Source organism: Thauera sp. 28 (assembly GCF_000310145.2).
Lineage (GTDB): Bacteria > Pseudomonadota > Gammaproteobacteria > Burkholderiales > Rhodocyclaceae > Thauera > Thauera mechernichensis.
Genome location: NZ_AMXA01000001.1, coordinates 197,008 through 217,552, shown reverse-complemented (window position 1 = coordinate 217,552; position 20,545 = coordinate 197,008). Strand labels below are relative to the sequence as shown.

20 protein-coding genes are annotated in these 20,545 nt (G+C 64.7%); 1 reads left to right on the top strand and 19 read right to left on the bottom strand.

Features of this window, described 5'->3' with window-relative positions; genetic code table 11:
* Nucleotides 1-27 precede the first annotated feature (27 nt).
* The 19 genes from trpB to fdxA all read right to left on the bottom strand — a co-directional run bounded on the left by trpB (nucleotide 28) and on the right by fdxA (nucleotide 19,810).
* Entirely contained in the window at nucleotides 28-1,239 is a 1,212-nt protein-coding gene (gene trpB / locus C662_RS01005) for a tryptophan synthase subunit beta (protein WP_002923792.1), read from the bottom strand.
* On the bottom strand, nucleotides 1,226-1,849 hold the full coding sequence (locus C662_RS01000) for a phosphoribosylanthranilate isomerase (protein ID WP_002923790.1): 624 nt from the start codon (nucleotides 1,847-1,849) through the stop codon (nucleotides 1,226-1,228). The genes trpB and C662_RS01000 overlap by 14 nt, the downstream gene beginning before the upstream one ends.
* On the bottom strand, nucleotides 1,850-2,647 hold the full coding sequence (gene truA / locus C662_RS00995) for a tRNA pseudouridine(38-40) synthase TruA (protein WP_002923788.1): 798 nt from the start codon (nucleotides 2,645-2,647) through the stop codon (nucleotides 1,850-1,852).
* Entirely contained in the window at nucleotides 2,644-3,288 is a 645-nt protein-coding gene (locus tag C662_RS00990) for a CbiQ family ECF transporter T component (protein ID WP_002923786.1), read from the bottom strand. Before C662_RS00990 ends, truA begins: the two co-directional genes overlap by 4 nt.
* Before the next feature lie 60 nt (nucleotides 3,289-3,348).
* A complete protein-coding gene (locus tag C662_RS00985; RefSeq protein WP_443080805.1) occupies nucleotides 3,349-5,991 on the bottom strand; it encodes a FimV/HubP family polar landmark protein in 2,643 nt (880 codons plus the stop codon).
* Nucleotides 5,948-6,532 carry a type IV pilus assembly protein FimV gene (locus C662_RS20715; RefSeq protein WP_443080803.1) on the bottom strand — a complete coding sequence of 195 codons (585 nt, stop codon included), beginning with the start codon at nucleotides 6,530-6,532 and terminating at the stop codon, nucleotides 5,948-5,950. Before C662_RS20715 ends, C662_RS00985 begins: the two co-directional genes overlap by 44 nt.
* A 259-nt stretch (nucleotides 6,533-6,791) precedes the next feature.
* The gene (gene asd, locus C662_RS00980; protein ID WP_002923783.1) at nucleotides 6,792-7,925 is read right to left on the bottom strand and encodes an aspartate-semialdehyde dehydrogenase; all 1,134 of its coding nucleotides are present in this window, start codon (nucleotides 7,923-7,925) and stop codon (nucleotides 6,792-6,794) included.
* Nucleotides 7,926-7,978: 53 nt separating this feature from the next.
* Nucleotides 7,979-9,043, bottom strand: coding sequence for a 3-isopropylmalate dehydrogenase (gene leuB / locus C662_RS00975; protein ID WP_002923782.1), 1,065 nt, complete (start codon nucleotides 9,041-9,043; stop codon nucleotides 7,979-7,981).
* 51 nt (nucleotides 9,044-9,094) lie between these two features.
* Entirely contained in the window at nucleotides 9,095-9,733 is a 639-nt protein-coding gene (leuD, locus tag C662_RS00970) for a 3-isopropylmalate dehydratase small subunit (RefSeq protein WP_002923781.1), read from the bottom strand.
* On the bottom strand, nucleotides 9,733-9,864 hold the full coding sequence (locus C662_RS00965; protein ID WP_002923779.1) for an entericidin A/B family lipoprotein: 132 nt from the start codon (nucleotides 9,862-9,864) through the stop codon (nucleotides 9,733-9,735). Before C662_RS00965 ends, leuD begins: the two co-directional genes overlap by 1 nt.
* A 27-nt stretch (nucleotides 9,865-9,891) precedes the next feature.
* Nucleotides 9,892-11,301, bottom strand: coding sequence for a 3-isopropylmalate dehydratase large subunit (gene leuC, locus C662_RS00960; RefSeq protein ID WP_002923778.1), 1,410 nt, complete (start codon nucleotides 11,299-11,301; stop codon nucleotides 9,892-9,894).
* An 85-nt stretch (nucleotides 11,302-11,386) separates the two neighbouring features.
* Complete coding sequence (locus C662_RS00955) at nucleotides 11,387-12,202, bottom strand: M48 family metallopeptidase (RefSeq protein WP_002923776.1); 816 nt, start codon at nucleotides 12,200-12,202, stop codon at nucleotides 11,387-11,389.
* Nucleotides 12,203-12,215: 13 nt separating this feature from the next.
* On the bottom strand, nucleotides 12,216-13,376 hold the full coding sequence (locus C662_RS00950) for an MFS transporter (protein ID WP_002923775.1): 1,161 nt from the start codon (nucleotides 13,374-13,376) through the stop codon (nucleotides 12,216-12,218).
* Nucleotides 13,377-13,403: 27 nt separating this feature from the next.
* The gene (gene aroC / locus C662_RS00945) at nucleotides 13,404-14,534 is read right to left on the bottom strand and encodes a chorismate synthase (RefSeq protein ID WP_002923774.1); all 1,131 of its coding nucleotides are present in this window, start codon (nucleotides 14,532-14,534) and stop codon (nucleotides 13,404-13,406) included.
* 171 nt (nucleotides 14,535-14,705) lie between these two features.
* A complete protein-coding gene (gene ilvN / locus C662_RS00940; protein ID WP_002923773.1) occupies nucleotides 14,706-15,023 on the bottom strand; it encodes an acetolactate synthase small subunit in 318 nt (105 codons plus the stop codon).
* On the bottom strand, nucleotides 15,023-16,690 hold the full coding sequence (ilvB, locus tag C662_RS00935; RefSeq protein ID WP_002923772.1) for an acetolactate synthase large subunit: 1,668 nt from the start codon (nucleotides 16,688-16,690) through the stop codon (nucleotides 15,023-15,025). Before ilvB ends, ilvN begins: the two co-directional genes overlap by 1 nt.
* Before the next feature lie 363 nt (nucleotides 16,691-17,053).
* Complete coding sequence (locus C662_RS00930) at nucleotides 17,054-18,718, bottom strand: long-chain-fatty-acid--CoA ligase (protein ID WP_002923771.1); 1,665 nt, start codon at nucleotides 18,716-18,718, stop codon at nucleotides 17,054-17,056.
* A gap of 217 nt (nucleotides 18,719-18,935) precedes the next feature.
* Complete coding sequence (locus tag C662_RS00925; RefSeq protein ID WP_002923770.1) at nucleotides 18,936-19,388, bottom strand: CBS domain-containing protein; 453 nt, start codon at nucleotides 19,386-19,388, stop codon at nucleotides 18,936-18,938.
* A 98-nt stretch (nucleotides 19,389-19,486) separates the two neighbouring features.
* Nucleotides 19,487-19,810: a ferredoxin FdxA gene (fdxA, locus tag C662_RS00920; protein ID WP_002923768.1), complete on the bottom strand. Its 324-nt coding sequence runs from the start codon at nucleotides 19,808-19,810 to the stop codon at nucleotides 19,487-19,489.
* A gap of 347 nt (nucleotides 19,811-20,157) precedes the next feature.
* On the opposite strand from fdxA, the gene trxA reads away from it, so the two are divergent.
* Nucleotides 20,158-20,484: a thioredoxin TrxA gene (gene trxA / locus C662_RS00915; RefSeq protein ID WP_002923767.1), complete on the top strand. Its 327-nt coding sequence runs from the start codon at nucleotides 20,158-20,160 to the stop codon at nucleotides 20,482-20,484.
* Nucleotides 20,485-20,545: the final 61 nt, after the last annotated feature.

Sequence of the window (20,545 nt, the reverse complement as noted above, 5' to 3'; positions counted from 1 at the left end):
CGGGCCACCATGGCGGCCCGCGTTGGTTCAGAACTCGATACCGGAACGCTCGGCGACGGTGTGCATGTCCTTGTCGCCACGGCCGGACAGATTGACGAGCAGGACCCGGTCCTTGGGCAGGGTCGGCGCCAGCTTCGCGGCATAAGCCAGCGCATGCGAGGACTCGAGCGCGGGAATGATGCCCTCGAGCCGGCAAAGATCGTGAAAGGCCTTGAGTGCCTCGTTGTCGGTGATGCCGACATAGGCGGCACGGGCACTATCCTTGAGCCAGGCATGCTCAGGACCGACACCAGGATAGTCGAGCCCTGCCGACACCGAGTGCGTCTCGATGATCTGTCCGTCCTCGTCCTGCAGCAGGTAGGTACGATTGCCGTGCAGCACACCCGGCCGACCAGCCGTGAGCGAGGCCGAGTGGCGACCACTGTCGAGACCGTCGCCCGCCGCCTCGACACCCACGAGCTTGACGCCGGGGACGTCGAGGTAAGGATGGAAGATGCCCATCGCGTTCGAGCCGCCACCGACGCAGGCGATGACGTAGTCGGGCTGGCGCCCCGCCATCTCCGGCATCTGCTCGATACACTCCTTGCCGATCACCGACTGGAAGTCGCGCACCATCATCGGATACGGATGCGGCCCCGCAACCGTGCCGATGATGTAGAACGTGTCGGCGACGTTGGTGACCCAGTCGCGCATGGCCTCGTTGAGCGCATCCTTGAGGGTCTTCGAGCCGGACTCGACCGGCACCACGGTGGCACCGAGCAGCTTCATGCGATAGACGTTGGCCGCCTGGCGCTTGACGTCCTCGGCGCCCATGTACACCACACACTCCATGCCGTAGCGCGCGGCCACGGTGGCGGTGGCGACGCCGTGCTGGCCGGCGCCGGTCTCGGCGATCACGCGCGGCTTGCCCATGCGGCGGGCCACCAGGGCCTGGCCGATGCAGTTGTTCACCTTGTGCGCGCCGGTATGGTTGAGGTCCTCGCGCTTGAGGTAGATCTGTGCGCCACCGAGCAGACCCGACCAGCGCTTGGCGTGGTAGATCGGACTCGGACGACCGACGTAGTGCTTGAGTTCGTATTCGAACTCGGCGATGAATTCCGGATCGGCCTGGCAGGCTGCGTAGGCTTCGCGCAGCTCGGCCAGTGCGGGCATCAGCGTTTCGGAAACGAAGACGCCCCCGTACGGGCCGAAATGCCCGCTCGCGTCGGGAAACTGGTAAGGCGTGTCAGCCATCTGCATGTCGAACTCCGGCTATGAAGGCAGCGATCTTCGCCGCATCCTTGATTCCCTTTTCACTCTCGACCCCGCTCGACACATCGACCGCCCACGGGCGCAGTCTGCGCACCGCGTCGCCGACGTTGTCCGCATCCAGACCGCCGGACAGCACAAGCCGGCCGCCGAACCCGGGAGGGATCAGCGACCAGTCGAAAGTCTTCCCGCCGCCACCATAGCCATCGACGAACGCGTCGACCAGAATACCGCTGGCGCCGGGATACGAAGCTGAGAATTCTACCAGATCGACCCCGGGGCGCATCCGCGCGGCCTTGATCCAGGCCCGCCCGAAACGCGCGCACTCGGCCTGCGCCTCATCGCCATGGAACTGCAGCAACTGCAAAGGCACGCGCGCCAGCACGGCTTCGATGTCCGCCGCCGCTGCATTGACGAACAGACCGACGGAACTCACGAAGGGCGGCAACAGGGCAACCAGTTCGGCCGCCTGTTCGATGCCGACTGCACGCGGACTGGGCGGATAGAACACGAAGCCGATGGCGTCAGCCCCCGCGTCGACGGCGGCGCGCACGTCTTCCGGCCTTGTCAGGCCGCAGATCTTGATTCGGGTACGGGGCATTCAGGCGAGGGGTAGCTGGGGCAGCGCGATGATACGCCCATCGTCCGGCAGCGGCCAGCGCGACGGGTAGCTCACGCCGCACAGGTAAAGCCCGTCAGGCGCAAAGGTGGGCGCAGCCCCGCAACGATCGCAGGACTCGAGCAACTCACGCATCCAGGGCACGGGATAGCGCCCCTTGCCAACGTACACAAGCGCACCGACAAGATTGCGGATCATATGGTGCAGGAAGCCATTGGCACGAAAATCGAACAGCAGGTAATCGCCTTGCCGGGAAACCGCCGCCTCATGCATCAGCCGCACGGGCGTCTTCGCCTGGCAGCCGGCGGCGCGGAAAGCGCTGAAATCATGCACGCCCACCAAGCACTCCGCGGCGGCGGCCATACGAGCCTCATCAAGCGGCAGGTGGAACCAGCCTACCCTGCCCGCAAGCAGCGCCGGGCGCGTTGGCGTGTTGTGCAGGATGTAACGATAGCGCCGGTCGGTGGCGAGAAAGCGCGCATGAAAGGTGTCGTCGACCTCCACTGCCCAGCGCACCACCACCGCCGCTGGCAGCAAGGCATTGACGCCGCGGACCCAAGCGCTCGCCGGACGATGCGCATCGGTGTCGAAATGCGCAACCTGCACGCTGGCGTGCACCCCGGTATCGGTACGGCCGGCACAGTGCAGCCGCACCCGCTGCGCCGCAATCTGGCCAAGCGCAGACTCCAGCACGTCCTGCACGGTACGCCCGTGCGCCTGACTCTGCCAACCACAGAAGGCATCGCCGGCGTACTCCACGCCGAGCGCAATTCGCTTCATGCCACACTCCACCAGATCAGCGCCGCGAACACAGCGATCGCAACCAAGCCATCGACCAACCCCAGGCGTTCTCGGAGGATACGCACCGATTCGCCGTCGCCTCCGCCCTCGTCACGCCCAGTCGTATCCGCTCGCCCACGCTCGCACTCGTCTTCCAGCCAGTGCCTCCAGTCACCGTGCTGAGTGCCGCGCGGACTCGCCTCGACCAGGCGCAGGACGAGCAGCAGCCGCAAGGCGAGCCGCTCAGGCGGCACGCCGAGCACACGCAGGGGCGAGGCAAGCGCATGCAGGCCACTGACCAGGCGCTCGATCGGCAACCGCTCGAGCAGCAACGCGACCGCACACACGACTGCGAGCAGGCGCCCCGCATGAAGCAAGGCGAGCATCGTCCCTTCACGGCTGGGCCCCAGTCTCGGCCAGTCGACCCACAAGGCCTCCCCTGGGGTGAACCAGGCAAACAGGACCACGATGGCGAGGAGCAGGATGCGGACACGCCGCACCAGCCTCCATGCACGCACGCGCGCCCACAGCAGTGCGGCGCACGCACAGGCAAGGACGGCAACGCCGAGCGCGGATATCGGCAACAACTGCACCGAAGCAACCGCGGCCAGCCAGAGAAGAAGGATCAGGCCTGAATGCATCTTCGTGAACGAACCGGGCCGCTGCAGGCTGGCCCGCAGCGGCCCGTGACATGGCCAGCCTCAGCCGAGGCGGGCGATCATCTCCTGCGCCGTCCGCTGTTGCCTGGACGACCCCTCGCCGAGCACCTCCTGGAGCAGTTCGAGCGCGCCTTCGTTGTCGCCCATCTCTTCGTAGGCACGCGCGAGCTCAAGCTTGGTCTCGGCCTCCTCGTTGTCGGCTTCATCAGCCGCCGCCTCGACGACCTCGGGCAGCGGTTCGTCATCGACCGCCTGCGGGCGCGGTTGGCCGATGTCGGTGGATTCTGCCTCGAAAGGTACCGCTGTCATCTCCGGCACACCCTGATCGTCGAAATTCTCCAGATCGAGGTCGATCGAGGTCAGGTCCAGCCCAGCTGGCCCCATGGTTGCCGGGATATCGGTTGCAGAAGGCGTATCGATATCGAAGTCGAACTCGAGCAGGCTGCTGTCGAAACTCGTCTTCTCGAGATCGACGATGCGCTCGTCGCCCTGCACCTCGCGCCCCTCGACACTCGAGACACCCTCGGCATCGGCCGGGAACGCCTCATCGCCGTCACCGGATGCCGGGAGGCTAGAAGCGACGACGGTGGCGTTCAGGTCAAGCAAGCCGGATGCGGGCGGCTCGGACTCCATGTCAGGCAACTCGAACTCGAGCCCGCTGACCAAGCCATCGGTGCTCTCGAACTGGGTCGCAGTGGCATCGCTGGCAGTCGGCTCGGGGAGATCGCCAAGCTCGGGCGCCTCCTCCACCTCAAGCGCCTCAGCAGCACCAGCGGGCGGCTCGGCTGCCGCTGCAGGCACTTCAAAATCGCCGATGTCCAAGTCGAACACCAGCCCACCGTCCTCCTCCTGGCGAGCCTCGACCGCCGCAGCCTCCGCCGCAGGCTCACCGGACACCGCCAGATCGAGCGAAGCGACGTCCTGCACCTCGTCAAGATCGAGTTCGAAATCGATCACCTCATCGTCGATCTGGAGCGCGGCCTGATCCTCCTCGACGGAGGCTTGCGGCGGCAGGGTGTCGGGCAGCTCACCTTCGGCGTTGGTGAGACGACTCAAGTCGCCCGGAACCGTCCAGGTGTCGCGCAGCTGGGACTGACTGGGCTCAACTGGAGACGAGATGGTGAAATCGAGCGCGGACAACTCCTGCGCGGCCTGCTCCTGCTGATCGCCAGCAGCGGCAGACGGTACCTCTTCTGCCTTGACCGCAGCCGTCGCCAGAGCCGCTCCGGCTGCTGCCAGCGCGACACCCTGATCGACCGGGACGCGCGCACCGCCCTGCTGAGTAGGCGCATCATCCAGCGCCGTCGCAGGTGCAGGTGCCGACGCTGCTGCCGGTGCCGCTGCGGCAGCGTAAAGCGGATTATCGGGATCGAGCTTGCGCCCCATCGCCGCGGCCTTCTCCCAATCGCGGCCGTTGCCAGCGCTCTGCGCGTACAGCTCGGTCGCCACGGTCTCGAACTGGCGCGCGCTGCGTCGCTGCGCGTAGATCTCCAACAGCTTGAGATGAATCGCCGTGCGAGCCGGATCGGCCTTGAGCGCGTCAAGCAGAATCTCCTCCGCCTGAGCATCGCGACCGTAGGCCATGTAGACGTCAGCCTCCGCCACTGGATCGACCCCCTCGTCGGCGTCGATCGCGGATAGTCCGGATTGGCTGAAATCCGTGTGCATGATGCTCGTGGCACCCGTATCCACGCTCTGCCCGCCGCTACCGAAGACGGCCTGGCTGTTGCCACCCAGGGCATCGGCGTCGAGCGCCGAGGAAGCAGCCTGGATTTCCGCCTCCTTGCGTCGCTGACGAAGCTTCAAGCCGAGCAGCGCCAGCAACAGTGCGAGTACGCCACCACCCCCTGCGAGCACCGCGGGATCAGCCATCAGGCTGTCGACAAGACTAGGCTGCGGCGCAGGCGCTGCCGGCGCGACGGCGGGTGCGGGGCGTTCGGCTGCGGCCGGCGCGGAGACCGGCGCCTGGTCGGGCTGGTCCGAGACGGCTGCGGGTGCGGCTGCGGGTGCAGGCGCGGGTGCGGGTGCCGCCTCCTGCGCCACCGGCTCGGCGGGCGCAGCCCCTTCCTCGTCGCTCACAGGCGCAGTCTCGCCCTTCGCCTCGGCTTCGTCCTGGACGGTTGCCGGCAAGGTCTCGGTGACGGCACCCGGCGCAGTCGCCGACTCGGCCGCGGGCGCAGCCTCGGCCTGCTGCTGCAGCTGCCCCATCGTACCGCTCTGCAGTTCGAGCAGCTGCTGCAGATCGCGAATACTCTTCTCCAGTTGCGCCAGCCGCTGATTTGCCTCTTCCAGCGCACGCTCGCGAGACCCGAGCTCTTCCTCGAGCGCAGACAGGCGGGCCTGGGCGTCACTGTCTCCACCACCGGTCTGCGTCCGCGACACACGCACCTGGTCGCCAGCCTGCTCGACCCGGGCGGCCTCCTCCACGCGCGGCGTGATCCGGCCCACGCTCTCTTGTTCGGTACGAGCCGTCACGGGCGCCTGCTGGGCGGCCGAGCGCGCAAGTCCGCGCCGGTAGGCCTCGAAATCGGCGGACTGGGCACGGATCTCGCGCCTTGCCTCGGCAGCGTCGATCGCACGCACCGCATCCGCCCCCGGCAGGGTCAGCACGGCACCGCTGCGCAGGCGGTTGATGTTACCGTCATCGAAGGCCTGGGGATTGGCACGCAGCAAGGCAACGAGCATCTGGTCCAGCGTCGATCCCGGCTGGGCGTGAGCGGTCGCGATACGGTGCATCGTGTCGCCGCGGCGCACGGTATAGGTACCGGAAGGCGCGCGTACCGCAGCCGCCCTTTGAGCAGGTGCTGGGGCTGCTTGCGGGCGCGGCACCGGCGCTGCTGCCGGCGTGTCCACGCTCGCCGCCAACGGGCGCGGCGCAGCGATATCGACCGGATCGAGCAGGAAGGTGTACTCGCGTACGAGCCGCCCGCCCCCCCCAGTCGAGCTCGACCAGCAGATCCACGAATGGGTCGTTGACCGGCCGATCACTGGTCAGTCGCAGCACCGGCCGCCCGCCCCGCGTATCGACACTGACACGAATCGCGCTCACCGCACTGCCATAGGTCAGATTGGCCTGGCGGAACGCATCGGCTGAAGCGATACGTGCATTGAGGGTCTGCAACTCCTCTGCAGTCGCGCTGACCTGGATCTCAGCCCGTAGCGGCTGCCCTAGGCCGCTGTACACGTTGATTTGCCCAAGCCCCGCAGCCTGGGCGGCAAACGGCATGGCTGCGATCGAGAGGGCAATCAGGGACGCCCTGAGCGACTTTGTCATAGTGTGTTTCAAACCGCGTTTCCCCCGAAGCTGAAGTCGACGGTCAATAGCGCCATGGAATTGCCTAGGAATTTAGCATTTTCCGCGACTTCCCGCATGCCGGGGCCGCACTTCGACGAAACAGACGTGACCGAATACCTCATTCCCGCGCCCCCTCACAAACAAAAAGGGGGCAAGCGCCCCCTTTCTTAACGTCACTGACGAGCAAATCTTAACGCTCGAGCAGGATGCGCAGCATGCGGCGCAGCGGCTCTGCCGCGCCCCACAGCAACTGGTCGCCAACAGTGAAGGCGCCAAGGTACTCGGGCCCCATCGCCATCTTGTGCAGGCGGCCGACCGGAATGCCCAGCGTACCGGTGACGGCGGTCGGGGTGAGCTCGCGCTCGGTGGTCTCGCGATCGTTGGGCACCACCTTCACCCACGGGTTGGCACCCGCGATGATGTCGGTAATCTCGTCGAGCGGCACGTCCTTCTTGAGCTTGATGGTCAGTGCCTGCGAATGGCAGCGCATCGCGCCGATGCGCACGCACAGGCCGTCGATCGGGATCGAGCCCGGGCTGCGGAAGGCCGGATTGCCCAGGATCTTGTTGCACTCGGCGCCGCCCTTCCACTCTTCCTTGCTCTGGCCATGCTCGACCGGTACATCGATCCAGGGGATCAGGCTACCGGCGAGCGGGGTATTGCGGAAGTTCTTCTTGGGGAAAGCGTCCGAGCGCATGGTCTCGGCGACCTTGCGGTCGATCTCGAGGATGGCCGAGGCCGGATCGGCGAGCAGATCCTTGACCGAGTCATGAATGGTGCCCATCTGGCTGATGAGTTCGCGCATGTTCTGCGCGCCGGCACCCGAGGCCGCCTGGTAGGTCATCGCCGAGATCCACTCCACCAGACCATGCTTGAACAGGCCGCCCAGGCCCATCAGCATCAACGATACGGTGCAGTTGCCGCCGATCCAGTTGCGCCCGCCCTTGGCAAGTGCAGCATCGATGACGTTGCGGTTGACCGGGTCGAGAATGATCACCGCGTCGTCATTCATGCGCAGCGCGGAGGCCGCATCGATCCAGTGGCCATTCCAGCCCGTGGCGCGCAGCCTGGGGAAAACGTCCTTGGTGTAATCGCCGCCCTGGCAGGTGATCACGATGTCGCAGGCCTTGAGCGCGTCGATGTCGGTCGCGTCCTGCAGCGGCGCAGCCGCCTCCTTGCCGCCGAAGGACGGCGCCTTGCCGCCAGCGTTGGAGGTGGAGAAATAAACCGGCTCGATGAAGGCGAAGTCGCCCTCTTCCACCATGCGCTGCATCAGCACGGAACCCACCATGCCGCGCCAGCCAACCAGACCAACTCGATTCATGTTCATCACTCTCAGCTAAGACGTTTTCTGAAATCCAACCGCGAAGCAACAGCTTACAGCGCAGCGAGCACCGCGTCGCCCATCTCGCGCGTGCCGACCCGCTTCGTACCCGGTTCATGGATGTCGCCGGTACGATAACCTTGGGCGAGCACCTTCTTGACCGCACTCTCGACTCGCCGGGCAGACTCCTCCTGATTGAAGGTATAGCGCAGCATCATCGCCGCCGACAGGATGGTGGCGAGCGGGTTGGCAAGGTCCTTGCCGGCGATATCCGGCGCGGAACCGTGCGAGGGTTCGTACAGGCCCTTGTTGTTGGCGTCGAGCGAGGCGGAGGGCAGCATGCCGATCGAGCCGGTGAGCATCGAGGCTTCATCCGACAGGATGTCGCCGAACATGTTGCCGGTGACCATCACGTCGAATTGCTTGGGCGCACGCACGAGCTGCATGGCAGCGTTGTCGACCAGCATGTGGCTGAGCTCGACGTCCGGGTAGTCCTTGGCGAGCTCCTCGGCGATATCGCGCCACAGCTGTGTCGTCTCGAGCACATTCATCTTGTCGACAGAGCACAGGCGCTTGCCACGCTTCTGCGCCGCCTCGAAGGCCACCTTGAGGATGCGGCGGATCTCGTACTCGGCATAGATCATGGTGTTCCAGCCCACGCGCTGCTGCGTGCCCTCGACCTCGCGCACCTCGATGCCGCGCGGCTGGCCGAAGTAGATGTCGCCCGTCAGCTCGCGTACGATCAGGATGTCCAAGCCAGCAACGATCTCGGGCTTGAGCGAGGAGGCATTGGCGAGTTCGGGGTACAGAATCGCCGGGCGCAGGTTGGCGAACAGCCCGAGGTCCTTGCGGATGCCCAGCAGGCCGCGCTCCGGGCGCTGGTCGCGCGGCAGCGTATCCCACTTCGGACCACCGACTGCGCCGAGCAGCAGCGCATCGGCCGCGCGCGCGAGCTTTTGCGTGGCTTCCGGATAGGGGTTTGCGGTGGCATCGACCGCGCAACCGCCGATCAGCGCCTCTTCCATCTCCATCTTGAGGTCGAGCGCCTTCAGCACGCGCACGGCCTGCGCCATGATTTCGGGACCGATGCCGTCACCCGGCAGCACGCAAATCTTCATCGAAGTGTTTTCCTTGGTTTCACTAAGCGCTGCAGCTTCGAAGCCGCACGCTCAGGCAAAGTAATAGGGATGTTCGGTACGGCGCTTGTCTTCGAAGGCGCGGATCTTGTCGGCATGACGCAGGGTCAGACCGATGTCGTCCCAGCCGTTGAGCAGGCATTCCTTGCGGAAGGGGTCGATGTCGAAGGCGATCGACTTGCCATCCGGGCGGGTGATCGTCTGGGCGGCCAGATCGACACGAAGACGATACCCTTCAGCGGCCTCGCACTGGCGGAACAGCTCGTCGACCTCGGCGGCGTCGAGTTTGATCGGCAGCAGGCCGTTCTTGAAGCTGTTGTTGAAGAAGATGTCCGCGAAGCTCGGCCCGATCAGGACGCGGAAGCCATAGTCCTCGAGCGCCCAGGGGGCGTGCTCGCGCGAACTGCCGCAACCGAAATTGTCGCGCGTGAGCAGGATCTGCGCGCCCGTGTAACGCGCCTGGTTGAGCACGAAGTCGGGGTTGAGCGGGCGCTTGCTGTTGTCCTGGCCGGGCTGGCCGACATCGAGATAGCGCCACTCGTCGAAAGCGTTGGGGCCGAAGCCGCTGCGCTTGATCGACTTCAGGAACTGCTTGGGGATGATCGCGTCGGTGTCGACGTTGGCGCGGTCGAGCGGCGCAACCAGACCGTCGAGCGTGGTAAACGGCTTCATTATTTGACTGCCCTCTGGATGGCCTCGCCACCCTTTTCGATGTCCTTGCCGATGCCCTGCACGGTGTTGCAGGCGCCGAGCGCAAGCACGGCGAACACGGCGGCGCAGAGGCTTGCGATGGTTCTCTTCATCGGAAACGCTCCTCGGGAAGCGCGCGCTCAGGCGAGCGTGCGCACGTCGGTGAAGTGGCCGGTCACCGCGGCGGCAGCGGCCATGGCCGGGCTCACGAGATGGGTGCGCCCGCCTGCGCCCTGGCGGCCCTCGAAGTTACGGTTCGAGGTCGAGGCACAACGCTCGCCCGGCTCGAGGCGGTCGGCGTTCATCGCCAGGCACATCGAACAGCCCGGCTCGCGCCACTCGAAACCAGCGGCGAGGAAGACCTCGTGCAAACCCTCGGCTTCGGCCTGACGCTTGACCAGACCGGAGCCCGGCACCACCAGCACGCGCTTGACGTTGGCGGCCTTCGTGCGCCCCTTGGCAACCGCAGCGGCCTCGCGCAGATCCTCGATGCGCGAATTGGTGCAAGAGCCGATGAAGACCTGGTCGACCTTGATCTCGGTGATCGGGGTGTTGGCCTCCAGCCCCATGTACTTGAGCGCGCGCTCGACACCCTCGCGGCGTACGGGGTCTGCAACCGCAGCGGGATCCGGCACGCAGCCATCGACTGTGGTGACCATCTCGGGCGAGGTACCCCAGGTCACCTGCGGCAGGATGTCCTCGGCCTTGAGCTCGACGACCTTGTCGAACTCCGCGCCCTCGTCGCTGTGCAGACTGCGCCAGTAATCGACCGCCTTGTCCCAGGCCTCGCCCTTGGGCGAGAACGGACGGTCCTTGAGGTAGTCGATGGTGGTTTCGTCCACGCCGACCATGCCGGCGCGCGCGCCCGCCTCGATCGCCATGTTGCAGATCGTCATGCGGCCTTCCATCGACAAAGCACGAATCGCACTGCCGCCGAACTCCATCGCGTAGCCGGTGCCACCGGCCGTGCCGATCTTGCCGATGATGGCGAGCACCACGTCCTTGGCCGTGACACCGGCGCCAAGTTGGCCGTCGACCCTGACCAGCATGGTCTTCGACTTCTTCTGCAGCAGGCATTGGGTGGCCATGACATGCTCGACCTCGGAGGTGCCGATGCCGTGCGCCAGACAGCCGAAAGCGCCATGCGTGGAGGTGTGCGAGTCGCCGCACACCACGGTCATGCCAGGCAGCGTAGCGCCGTTCTCGGGCCCGATCACGTGCACGATGCCCTGGCGCTCGTCCTTGAATGGGAAGTAGGCAAGCGAGCCCACCTCGCGAATGTTGGCATCGAGCGTCTCGACCTGCTGGCGCGACACCGGATCCTGGATGCCCAGATCCCAATGGTCGGTCGGCGTGTTGTGGTCCGCCGTGGCCACGATCGAGCTGATCCGCCATGGCGTGCGCCCGGCCAGCTTGAGGCCTTCGAAAGCCTGCGGGCTAGTCACCTCATGGACAAGGTGGCGATCGATGTAGATCAGCGCCGTACCGTCAGCCTCCTGATGGACGACGTGACTGGACCAGAGCTTTTCGTACAAGGTTTGAGCTTGCATCCCGGGGATTCCGCGTCAAGAAAAATATCGATTATTTCACAAAGGCTGCGAAACTGAACAGCCGCCCGACTCAGCGCCATCGGGCTCAGCGCCGCGCAGCCTGGTACAGCGGCATGACGCGGGCGGCGTACTCAGCCAGGTCGCGCTGGCGACTGGCGTGCGAGGGGTGGGTCGACAACCACTGCGGCGGTGCCCCAGCCGACTGGGTCGACATCTTGTTCCACAAGCTCACCGCGGCACGCGGGTCGTAGCCCGCGCGCGCGGCAAGCTCGACGCCGATTCGGTCGGCCTCGATCTCATGCTCGCGCGAGTTGGGGAGCTCGAAGGTCACTTTTGCCACCGTGCTCATCAGATCCTGCCCAACCTGGCCGACGCCAAGCAGGGCACCAGCCACTGAGACCCCCAGCCCGGTGGCCATCGATTTCGACACCTGCTCGCGGGAATGCTCGCGCAGCGCATGCGCGATCTCGTGCCCCATCACGGCGGCGATCTCGTCATCAGTCAGCCTCAAGCGCTCGATCAAACCGGTGTAGATGGCCATCTTGCCGCCCGCCATGCACCAGGCGTTGAGCTCGTTGGAGGAGAACACATTCACCTCCCACTGCCACGCCGGCGCATCGGCGCGGAATACGCCCGTCTGCGCAGTCAGTCGTGCGACGATGGTGCGCACGCGCTGGACCATGGCCGGATCACGATTGAGCGCATTCTTCTGCCTCGCCTCGGCAAGCATCTGCTGGTACTGCTGCCGCGAAGCCTGCTCGACCTCCTTGGCGGACACCATCATCATTTGCGAGCGTTGCACACCCACGGCGCCGCCGCCCGTGGTTTGCACCGTCTGACACGCAACCGTCATCGTCGCCACGATGACCACGGGCAAAACGCCCCTCACAAGTCCCTTCATCGTTCCAAGCTCCTCAACCCGCTCGTCCTTCGTCCGCATCGGCAGCTACCCGCCAGCCAGCCAGCAGCCAGACCAGGCCAGCCAACGCGAACACCGAGCCCATCGTATAGGTCCAGGCCGCACCCAGCGTTTCCCAGGTGTAACCGCTCAGCAGGCCACCGAGCATGCCGCCGGCACCGAAGGAGATGCTGCCGTACAAGGCCTGCCCACGCGATTGGAGCCGTCCCGGGAACCAGAGGTTCACCACGGCGATCGCTGCCGCGTGGTAGGCGCCGAAGGTGGCACCGTGCAACAGCTGGGCGAGTACCAGCAGAGCGAGGCTGTCCGCCCCCCAGCCGATCATCGCAAAGCGCAGCACCGCACAGGCAAAGGCAAAGAGCAGGATCGTTCGCAGCCGGACGTAGCGCACCAGACGCGGCATCAGCATGAAGACGACAATCTCGGCAAGCACACCCAGCGTCCACATCCAGCCCACCAGGGATGTGTCATAGCCATGCTCGACCAGGAAGATCGAGTAGAACACGTAGAGCGCGCCGTGCGCAGCGGACATCAGGAAACAGGCGCCGAGCAGCGCACGCACCTCGGGCCGGCGCAGGGTCTCGCCCATGCTGGCCGCCGCGCGCGGCTCGGGAGCGCGCGCAGCCTCCGGCACCACCAAAGCGCACACGAGGATGCCGGCGAGGATGGCTGCGGTCACCCACAGCACGGCATCGATCGGCAGATGGTCGAGCAGGTAGCCGAGCCCGAGCACGGCTGCGATGAAGCCGACCGATCCCCACACACGGATGCTGCCATAGCGGTGCGCAGCCGTGCCGAGGTGGGAGAAGGTCAGGCCCTCCACCAGCGGCAGCGCCGCGCTCCAGAAGAAGGCCATCAGCGCCATGGCCGCGAACAGGCCGGTGAACTCGGTGGTGAGGAAGAAGCCAGCGAACCCCGCCAGTGCCGCGATCGCCGACAGGCGCACGATGGCAACGCGTGCGCCAAGCTTTTCGGCGAGCCAGCCCCACAGGTTCGGCGCCAGCACCCGCATCAGCTGCGTCAGCGACATCAGGATGGCGATGTCCGTGGCCGACAGGCTGACCGACTGCAGGTAGAGCGTGAAGTAAGGCGAGAACGCGCCGACGAAGGCGAAGTAGAAGAAATAGTAGGCGGACAGGCGCCAGTAAGGGACCATGCCGACGAAGTCCGCAACAGCCGCGCGTCAGCGCGGCGAAGGCAGGCGCTGGTGCCCCTGGGGCGCGAGTGCGGCAATCCGCGGCGTGTCGGTACTGACGTCGCCGCACTGCGCGCGGTGGCGCAGCGCGTGGTCGATCAGAACCAGCGCGAGCATCGACTCGGCGATCGGCGTGGCGCGGATACCGACACAGGGATCGTGGCGCCCGTGCGTATTGACGATGACCGGGTTGCCGGCGCGGTCGATGGAGCGGCGGTCGAGGCGGATGCTCGAGGTCGGCTTGATCGCGATGCTGGCAATGACGTCCTGGCCGGTGGAGATGCCCCCCAGCACGCCGCCGGCGTGGTTGGACAGGAAGCCCTCGGGCGTCATCTCGTCACCGTGCTCGGTGCCACGCTGGGCGACTGAGGCAAAGCCAGCACCAATCTCGACGCCCTTGACGGCATTGATGCCCATCATCGCATAGGCGATGTCGGCGTCCAGGCGGCCGTAGACCGGCTCGCCCCACCCCACGGGCACGCCGCTGGCGACCACATCGATGCGCGCACCAATTGAATCGCCCGACTTGCGCAGCTCGTCCATGTAGGCCTCGAGTTGCGGCACGATGGCGGCATTGGGAGCGAAGAAGGGATTGCCATCGACCTCGTCCCAGGACACGAAGGGAATCTCGATAGGCCCGAGCGCGGTCATGCAGGCACGGATGACGATACCGTAGCGTTCCTGCAGCCACTTGCGCGCGATCGCGCCCGCCGCGACGCGCACCGCAGTCTCACGCGCCGACGAACGTCCGCCGCCGCGGTGATCGCGCAGGCCGTATTTCTGCAGATAGGCATAGTCCGCATGCCCGGGGCGGAAGGTATCGGCGATGTTGCCGTAGTCCTTGCTGCGCTGGTCCTGGTTGCGGATGAGTAACGCGATCGGCGTGCCGGTGGTCACGCCCTCGAACACACCCGACAGGATCTCCACGGTGTCGGGCTCGCGGCGCTGGGTAACGTGGCGCGAAGTACCCGGCTTGCGGCGATCGAGTTCGGCCTGGATATCGGCCTCGCTGAGCGCGAGCCCCGGCGGACACCCGTCAACCACGCAGCCGATGGCCGGGCCATGCGATTCGCCAAAGGACGTGACGGTGAAGAGCGTGCCGAAGGTGTTGCCGGACATGGAAGGATTCGCCTCTCGTAAGCGCCGCACCTGACCGCAGAGGCCACGGCTGCAGCGCGACTGGTTGCATCATGGAAAAGGGGATGGGGCGTGAGTCTAGCACGCAAGCCCATCCCCTCTGCGCCGCCGGGCCGATGACCGCAGCGGTGCCACGCACCGGCGCTCGGGCGATCAGTGGAAGAAGCTCTCCAGACGCTCGAAGACCTCGTGCTCGGCGCCGTGCCGGCGTACCGCCAGCACGTCTTCGAGCTTCTCGACCTGGCGCACCATCTGCTCCAGGCGCTGGTCGTCGAACACCAGCAGCCAGATACGCGAGCGCTTGCCGTCCGATACCGGCATGCACAGGATGCCCTCGACGTTGAACGCCCTGCGCGCAAATAGATTGCAGATGTGGCTCATCACCCCGGGGTGGTTGTTCACATCAATTTCGAGAACGACCTTGGCGCAGCTCGTCTGCGGCAGCGGGTCGGCAACCTGTTCGATCATCATCAGCCTCCGATCATCTCGGTGTTGGCCGCACCGGGCGGCACCATGGGATAGACAAATTGTTCGCGGTCGATCGTCGCATGGATCAGGCACGGACCCGGAGCACGCAGGGCTTCGGCAAGCGCCATACGCGGATCTTCGGCCTTGTCCAGATCCACCGCAGGCACGCCGAAGCCTTCAGCGATCTTCACGAAATCGGGCTCGGTGCGGTACTTCGAGGCGAACAGGCGCTTGCCGTAGAACAGCGTCTGCTGCTGGTACACCAGGCCGAGCGCATTGTTGTTCATGAGCACGATCTTGACGTTCAGGCCTTCCTCGGCCAGCGTCGCGAGCTCCTGGATGTTCATCTTGAAGCTGCCATCGCCCGAGAAGCACACCACGGTGCGCTCCGGCTCGGCAAGCGCCGCACCGATCGCCGTCGGCATGCCGAAGCCCATCGTGCCCAGGCCACCGGAGGTGAGCCACTGGCGCGGACGACGGAAGGGATAGGCCTGCGCAACCCACATCTGGTGCTGGCCGACGTCGGTGGCGATCACCGCCTCGTCATCGAGCGCATCGGCCACGGCCTGGATAAGCCCGTAGTGGCTGCGCGGATCCTCGATGCCGGGGAGTTGCATCGGGAAGCGCGTCTTCAGGTCCGCGACCTTCGACAGCCAGGCCTCCCGGATGATCGGATCGATGCGCGGCAGAAGCGCCGCCAGGGCCACATTCACATCGGCATGGATGGCGACATGGGCATTCTTGATCTTGTGCAGCTCGGAGCGGTCGACATCGATATGAACGATGCTGGCCCTCGGGCAGAACTGCGCCGCCTTGCCAATCGCGCGATCGTCGAAGCGGGCGCCGACGCAGATCAGCACATCGGCTTCCTCGAGCACGAAATTGGTGTAGCGCGCGCCATGCATGCCGAGCATGCCGATCGACAGGTGGTGATCCATCGGCATTGCGCCAAGAGCCATCAAGGTCATCGTGGTCGGCAGCCCGGCGCGCTCGGCCAGCTGGACCGCAAGCGGCGCCGCACCCGAGTGCACCACGCCGCCACCGAGATAGAGCACCGGCCGCTGCGCACCGTTGATCATGCGCGCTGCCTCTTCGATGGCAGCGACGTCGAGCGCGGGCGTGGGGTCGGGCACCGCTGGCGGAGGCAGCTCCTCGATGCTGATGAGCTGGTTCTGCACGTCCTTGGGCACATCAATCAGCACCGGACCGGGACGGCCGGACATGGCGATGCGGAAGGCATCAGGGACGACCTCCAGCAACTCTTGTGCCGAACGCACAAGGAAGTTGTGCTTGGTGATCGGCACCGTGATGCCATAGATATCCACTTCCTGGAACGCATCCGTGCCGATCATGGCCTGCGGCACCTGGCCGGTGATGACCACCATCGGGATGGAGTCCAGGCAAGCGTCGGCGATGGCGGTGACCAGATTGGTCGCACCCGGGCCACTGGAGGCGATGCACACCTGGGGCACGCCGCTCACGCGTGCCATGCCCTGGGCCATGAAGCCCGCACCCTGCTCGTGGCGGGCAAGCACGTGACGGATCAGCTCACTGGACGACAAGGCGTCGTAGAACGGCAGGATCGCGCCGCCTGGCACGCCAGCGACGGTACGCACGCCCTGACGCTCGAGAAGACGCACGATAAGTTGCGCGCCGGTAAGTTGAATCATGTTGCTCTCCTTCGTTGCGGATTCGACAGCCAGACCGACGAGCCAAAAAAACAAAACCCCCGCCGGCCTTGCGCGCCGACGGGGGTTTGGAATCTTGCTGCTGGAGTGTTCTGTCCCGTTACGACGCGCGTTGTCCTACGCTTACTACGCGTACTACGACGACAGCGAGGAAACGGGCGGACAGGGTCATTACGGATTATCGACTTGAACTCGGAACGTCTCTTTGCAGACTGCGGCCGATTCTAATGACTAATCGCCGCATTGCACAAGAGACTTTTTCGATTGGCAGCCCTCTGCGCCCTGGCGGGAGGACTGATCAAGCCGGCCCAACCAGCCCAACCAGCCCCGACGCGCACGCAACCATCAGGCAGCCCCACGCAGCTCCCGGCGCAAGATCTTGCCCACGTTGCTCTTGGGCAGTTCGTCGCGGAACTCGACATGGTGCGGCACCTTGTAGCCGGTCAACTCCTTGCGACAATGCGCAATCAGCGCCTCGGCGGTGAGCGCGGGGTCCTTGCGCACCACGAACACCTTCACTGCTTCGCCGCTGCGCTCGTCGGGAACACCAACAGCGGCCACCTCGAGCACGCCCGGATGACTGGCAACGACATCCTCGACCTCGTTCGGATACACATTGAAGCCCGAGACCAGGATCATGTCCTTCTTGCGGTCGACCAGCGTGATGAAACCCGCTGCATCGATGACCGCAATGTCACCCGTGCGCAGATAGCCGTCAGACGTGAATACTCTCGCCGTCTCTTCAGGGCGATTCCAGTAACCTCGCATGACCTGAGGCCCACGCACGCAAAGCTCTCCACGCTGCCCGACTGGCTGCTCGACCCCATCGTCATCACGGATACTGATGTCGGTCGATGAGATCGGCAAGCCGATCGCGTGGTTGAACTCCTTGAGATCAAGCGGATTGAGAGTAACCGCCGGAGACGTCTCGGTCAGCCCATACGCCTCGACCAAAGCCACGCCGGTCACCTTCTTCCAGCGCTCGGCAACCGCTTGCTGCACCGCCATTCCTCCGCCCAGGGACACATGAAGCGAAGAGAAATCGAGCTTGGCAAAATCGGGGTTGTTCAGCAAGGCATTGAACAAGGTGTTCACGCCGGTGATCGCCGTGAAGCGATGCTTCGCAAGCTCCTTGACGAAGCCCGGAATGTCACGTGGATTGGTGATCAGGATGTTCGTCGCGCCCACCTTGAAAAAGGTCAGGCAGTTCGCGGTAAGCGAGAAGATGTGATACAGCGGCAGCGCGGTGATGATGATCTCCTGGCCCTCGCGCACCACCGGCCTGATCCACGCATGCGCCTGCTGCATGTTGGCAATGATGTTGCGATGCGTCAGCACCGCCCCCTTGGCCATGCCGGTCGTACCGCCGGTGTACTGCAAGAAGGCAATGTCTTCATGTCCCACATCGACCGGCTTCAAGGCATGGCGGGCACCGCGCTGCAACGCGTCCGAGAAGCGTACGCTGCCGGGCAAGGACCACGCAGGCACCATCTTGCGTATCCGGCGCACGACGAAGTCGACGATCGCCCCTTTCGGGAAGCCGAGCAGCTCGCCAAGACTGGTGACGACCACATGACGGAGGGAGAGCTTGCCGATGACGCTTTGCAGCGTATGGGCAAAGTTCTCGAGGATCACGATCGCCTCGACGCCCGCATCCTTGAGTTGGTGCTCGAGCTCGCGCGCCGTATAAAGAGGATTGACATTGACGACTGTGTAGCCGGCTCTCAGCGCACCATAGAGCGCTACCGGGTACTGCAGCACATTCGGCATCATCAGGGCGACACGAGCTCCCTTTGCGAGCCCCAACTCCCCCTGAAGAAAAGCGCCGAAGCGCGCACTCAGGGCGTCGAGTTCGGCATAGGTGATCGTCTTCCCCATGCAGTAGAAGGCATCACGCTGCGAAAACTGCGCGACGCTCTTCTCGAACAGATCACCGAGCGAGCGGAACTGGTCGACGTCAATTTCGGCCGGTACGCCCGCGGGATAGCTCTTCAGCCAGATTTTTTCCACGCTACCTCCTCCTGTTGCTGGAAACTGCCGAACCGCATGATTGCCGTTCGGCCCCGCCCTCCCGAGGCGTCGGGTCAACCCGTGAGGGCAGCCCCGCAATTCCAACTTGATCGCGCCCGATTATTTTGGGTTGGGCGTCAATCGGACGAAAACAGATTCGTCACGGAGGCGTGGCGACACGGTCGCCACAAGCCGGAGTCGCTACTCCAGCGTCTGTTCAGCGCTCCTCCTGTTCGGCCTCAGGCCAATTCCTGATGTAGTTCTTGAGCATTCGGTTCTCGAAGCTCTGCTCTTCGAGCACCGCCTTGGCCACATCATGAAAACTGACGACACCCAGCAGCGTATGATCTTCCATGACCGGCAGATAACGCTGGTGATGCTCAACCATGAGGCGCCTGAGCTCGTCCATCTCCATGTTTGGCGAAGCAGCGAGCGGATCTCTCAACATCACGTCCTCGACGCACAGAGCCTGCCAGTCAGCGCCGCCCTTCTGCACGGCCTGGAGGACCTGACGGAAGGTCAGCATGCCCACCATTTCGCCACGCGAGAACACGACGAGCGAGCCCACGTCCTGCTCGTTCATGATCTCTACGGCTTCTGCAATGCTCTTCTTCGGGGAAATGGTGAAAAGCACCTTGCCCTTGATCGCCAGGATCTCGCTCACCAGCATGTCGTTCTCCGAACCTCGTCGGTTTCAGTGTCAAGTCTGCGCCATATTAGTGCATCGATGCGGCAGCGCATAGCCGCCATGCACGCCGATGGGTGCAATCAGCGCACAAGCTCGTCGAGCTTACCCTTGACCTTCGCCCAGTCCTCAGCATCGGGCAAGGGATCCTTGCGCTCGACGATCGGCTTCCACTGCCTGGACAGCTCCGCATTCAGCGCAATGAAGTGCTGCTGATCCGCAGGCACATCGTCCTCTGCATAGATCGCTTCCACCGGGCACTCGGCCACGCAGAGCGTACAGTCGATGCACTCCTCGGGATCAATGACGAGGAAGTTGGGCCCCTCGCGGAAGCAATCGACCGGACACACGTCCACACAGTCGGTATATTTACAGCGAATGCAGCTTTCGGTGACGACGTAGGTCATCGCAGGATCTCCGTTTGTCAGGCGCCCAGACCACCCATCGACGAGGCGCAGGACGTGAATATAGTCCAGCCCATTGTTTTTTTGCCACGCCTCGGCGCTCAGTTTATTGGTCAGCCATCAATCACGCTTGACGGCCGCCGAACCTTCGCATAAGTTTCGCCAAGCTTCCTTTCCGGAAGGCTTCCCCTTCCGCCAACCGCGCCCCGTAGTCCAGCCCACCCCTACCGCACAACGGCTCGGGAGGCAATCGTCGAGCGCGGCGTCCAGCAGCAAGCCCCATACAAGCATCACAACACAACGAAGTCATCGGCTTTCGTCAACACCCGCTAGCCCTTAAGTGAGGAATCATGAGCGAGCATATCCACTATGTGACTGACGGCAACTTCGAGTCCGAAGTGCTGCAGTCCCAGACCCCGGTGCTGGTCGATTACTGGGCCGAATGGTGCGGCCCCTGCAAGATGATCGCGCCCATCCTCGACGACGTCGCCAAGGACTACGCCGGCAAGCTCAAGATCGCCAAGCTCAACATCGACGAGAACCAGGAAACGCCGGCCAAGTACGGCATCCGGGGTATCCCGACGCTGATGCTGTTCAAGGGCGGCAACGTCGAGGCGACCAAAGTGGGCGCCCTTTCCAAATCTCAACTGACCGCCTTCATTGACAGCAACATCTAAGCCGGACCAGGCTCCGGCCCGCTCTCGCGGCTCCTCGCGTGCCCGTCGCCGTGGCTCGCGT

Coding starts and splice junctions, on each gene's coding strand:
- trpB (WP_002923792.1), bottom strand. CDS start 1,239: ATGCAGATGGCTGACACGCCTTACCAGTTTCCCGACGCGAGCGGGCAT.
- C662_RS01000 (WP_002923790.1), bottom strand. CDS start 1,849: ATGCCCCGTACCCGAATCAAGATCTGCGGCCTGACAAGGCCGGAAGAC.
- truA (WP_002923788.1), bottom strand. CDS start 2,647: ATGAAGCGAATTGCGCTCGGCGTGGAGTACGCCGGCGATGCCTTCTGT.
- C662_RS00990 (WP_002923786.1), bottom strand. CDS start 3,288: ATGCATTCAGGCCTGATCCTTCTTCTCTGGCTGGCCGCGGTTGCTTCG.
- C662_RS00985 (WP_443080805.1), bottom strand. CDS start 5,991: ATGCTCGTTGCCTTGCTGCGTGCCAATCCCCAGGCCTTCGATGACGGT.
- C662_RS20715 (WP_443080803.1), bottom strand. CDS start 6,532: ATGCCGTTTGCCGCCCAGGCTGCGGGGCTTGGGCAAATCAACGTGTAC.
- asd (WP_002923783.1), bottom strand. CDS start 7,925: ATGAATCGAGTTGGTCTGGTTGGCTGGCGCGGCATGGTGGGTTCCGTG.
- leuB (WP_002923782.1), bottom strand. CDS start 9,043: ATGAAGATTTGCGTGCTGCCGGGTGACGGCATCGGTCCCGAAATCATG.
- leuD (WP_002923781.1), bottom strand. CDS start 9,733: ATGAAGCCGTTTACCACGCTCGACGGTCTGGTTGCGCCGCTCGACCGC.
- C662_RS00965 (WP_002923779.1), bottom strand. CDS start 9,864: ATGAAGAGAACCATCGCAAGCCTCTGCGCCGCCGTGTTCGCCGTGCTT.
- leuC (WP_002923778.1), bottom strand. CDS start 11,301: ATGCAAGCTCAAACCTTGTACGAAAAGCTCTGGTCCAGTCACGTCGTC.
- C662_RS00955 (WP_002923776.1), bottom strand. CDS start 12,202: ATGAAGGGACTTGTGAGGGGCGTTTTGCCCGTGGTCATCGTGGCGACG.
- C662_RS00950 (WP_002923775.1), bottom strand. CDS start 13,376: ATGGTCCCTTACTGGCGCCTGTCCGCCTACTATTTCTTCTACTTCGCC.
- aroC (WP_002923774.1), bottom strand. CDS start 14,534: ATGTCCGGCAACACCTTCGGCACGCTCTTCACCGTCACGTCCTTTGGC.
- ilvN (WP_002923773.1), bottom strand. CDS start 15,023: ATGATGATCGAACAGGTTGCCGACCCGCTGCCGCAGACGAGCTGCGCC.
- ilvB (WP_002923772.1), bottom strand. CDS start 16,690: ATGATTCAACTTACCGGCGCGCAACTTATCGTGCGTCTTCTCGAGCGT.
- C662_RS00925 (WP_002923770.1), bottom strand. CDS start 19,388: ATGCTGGTGAGCGAGATCCTGGCGATCAAGGGCAAGGTGCTTTTCACC.
- fdxA (WP_002923768.1), bottom strand. CDS start 19,810: ATGACCTACGTCGTCACCGAAAGCTGCATTCGCTGTAAATATACCGAC.
- trxA (WP_002923767.1), top strand. CDS start 20,158: ATGAGCGAGCATATCCACTATGTGACTGACGGCAACTTCGAGTCCGAA.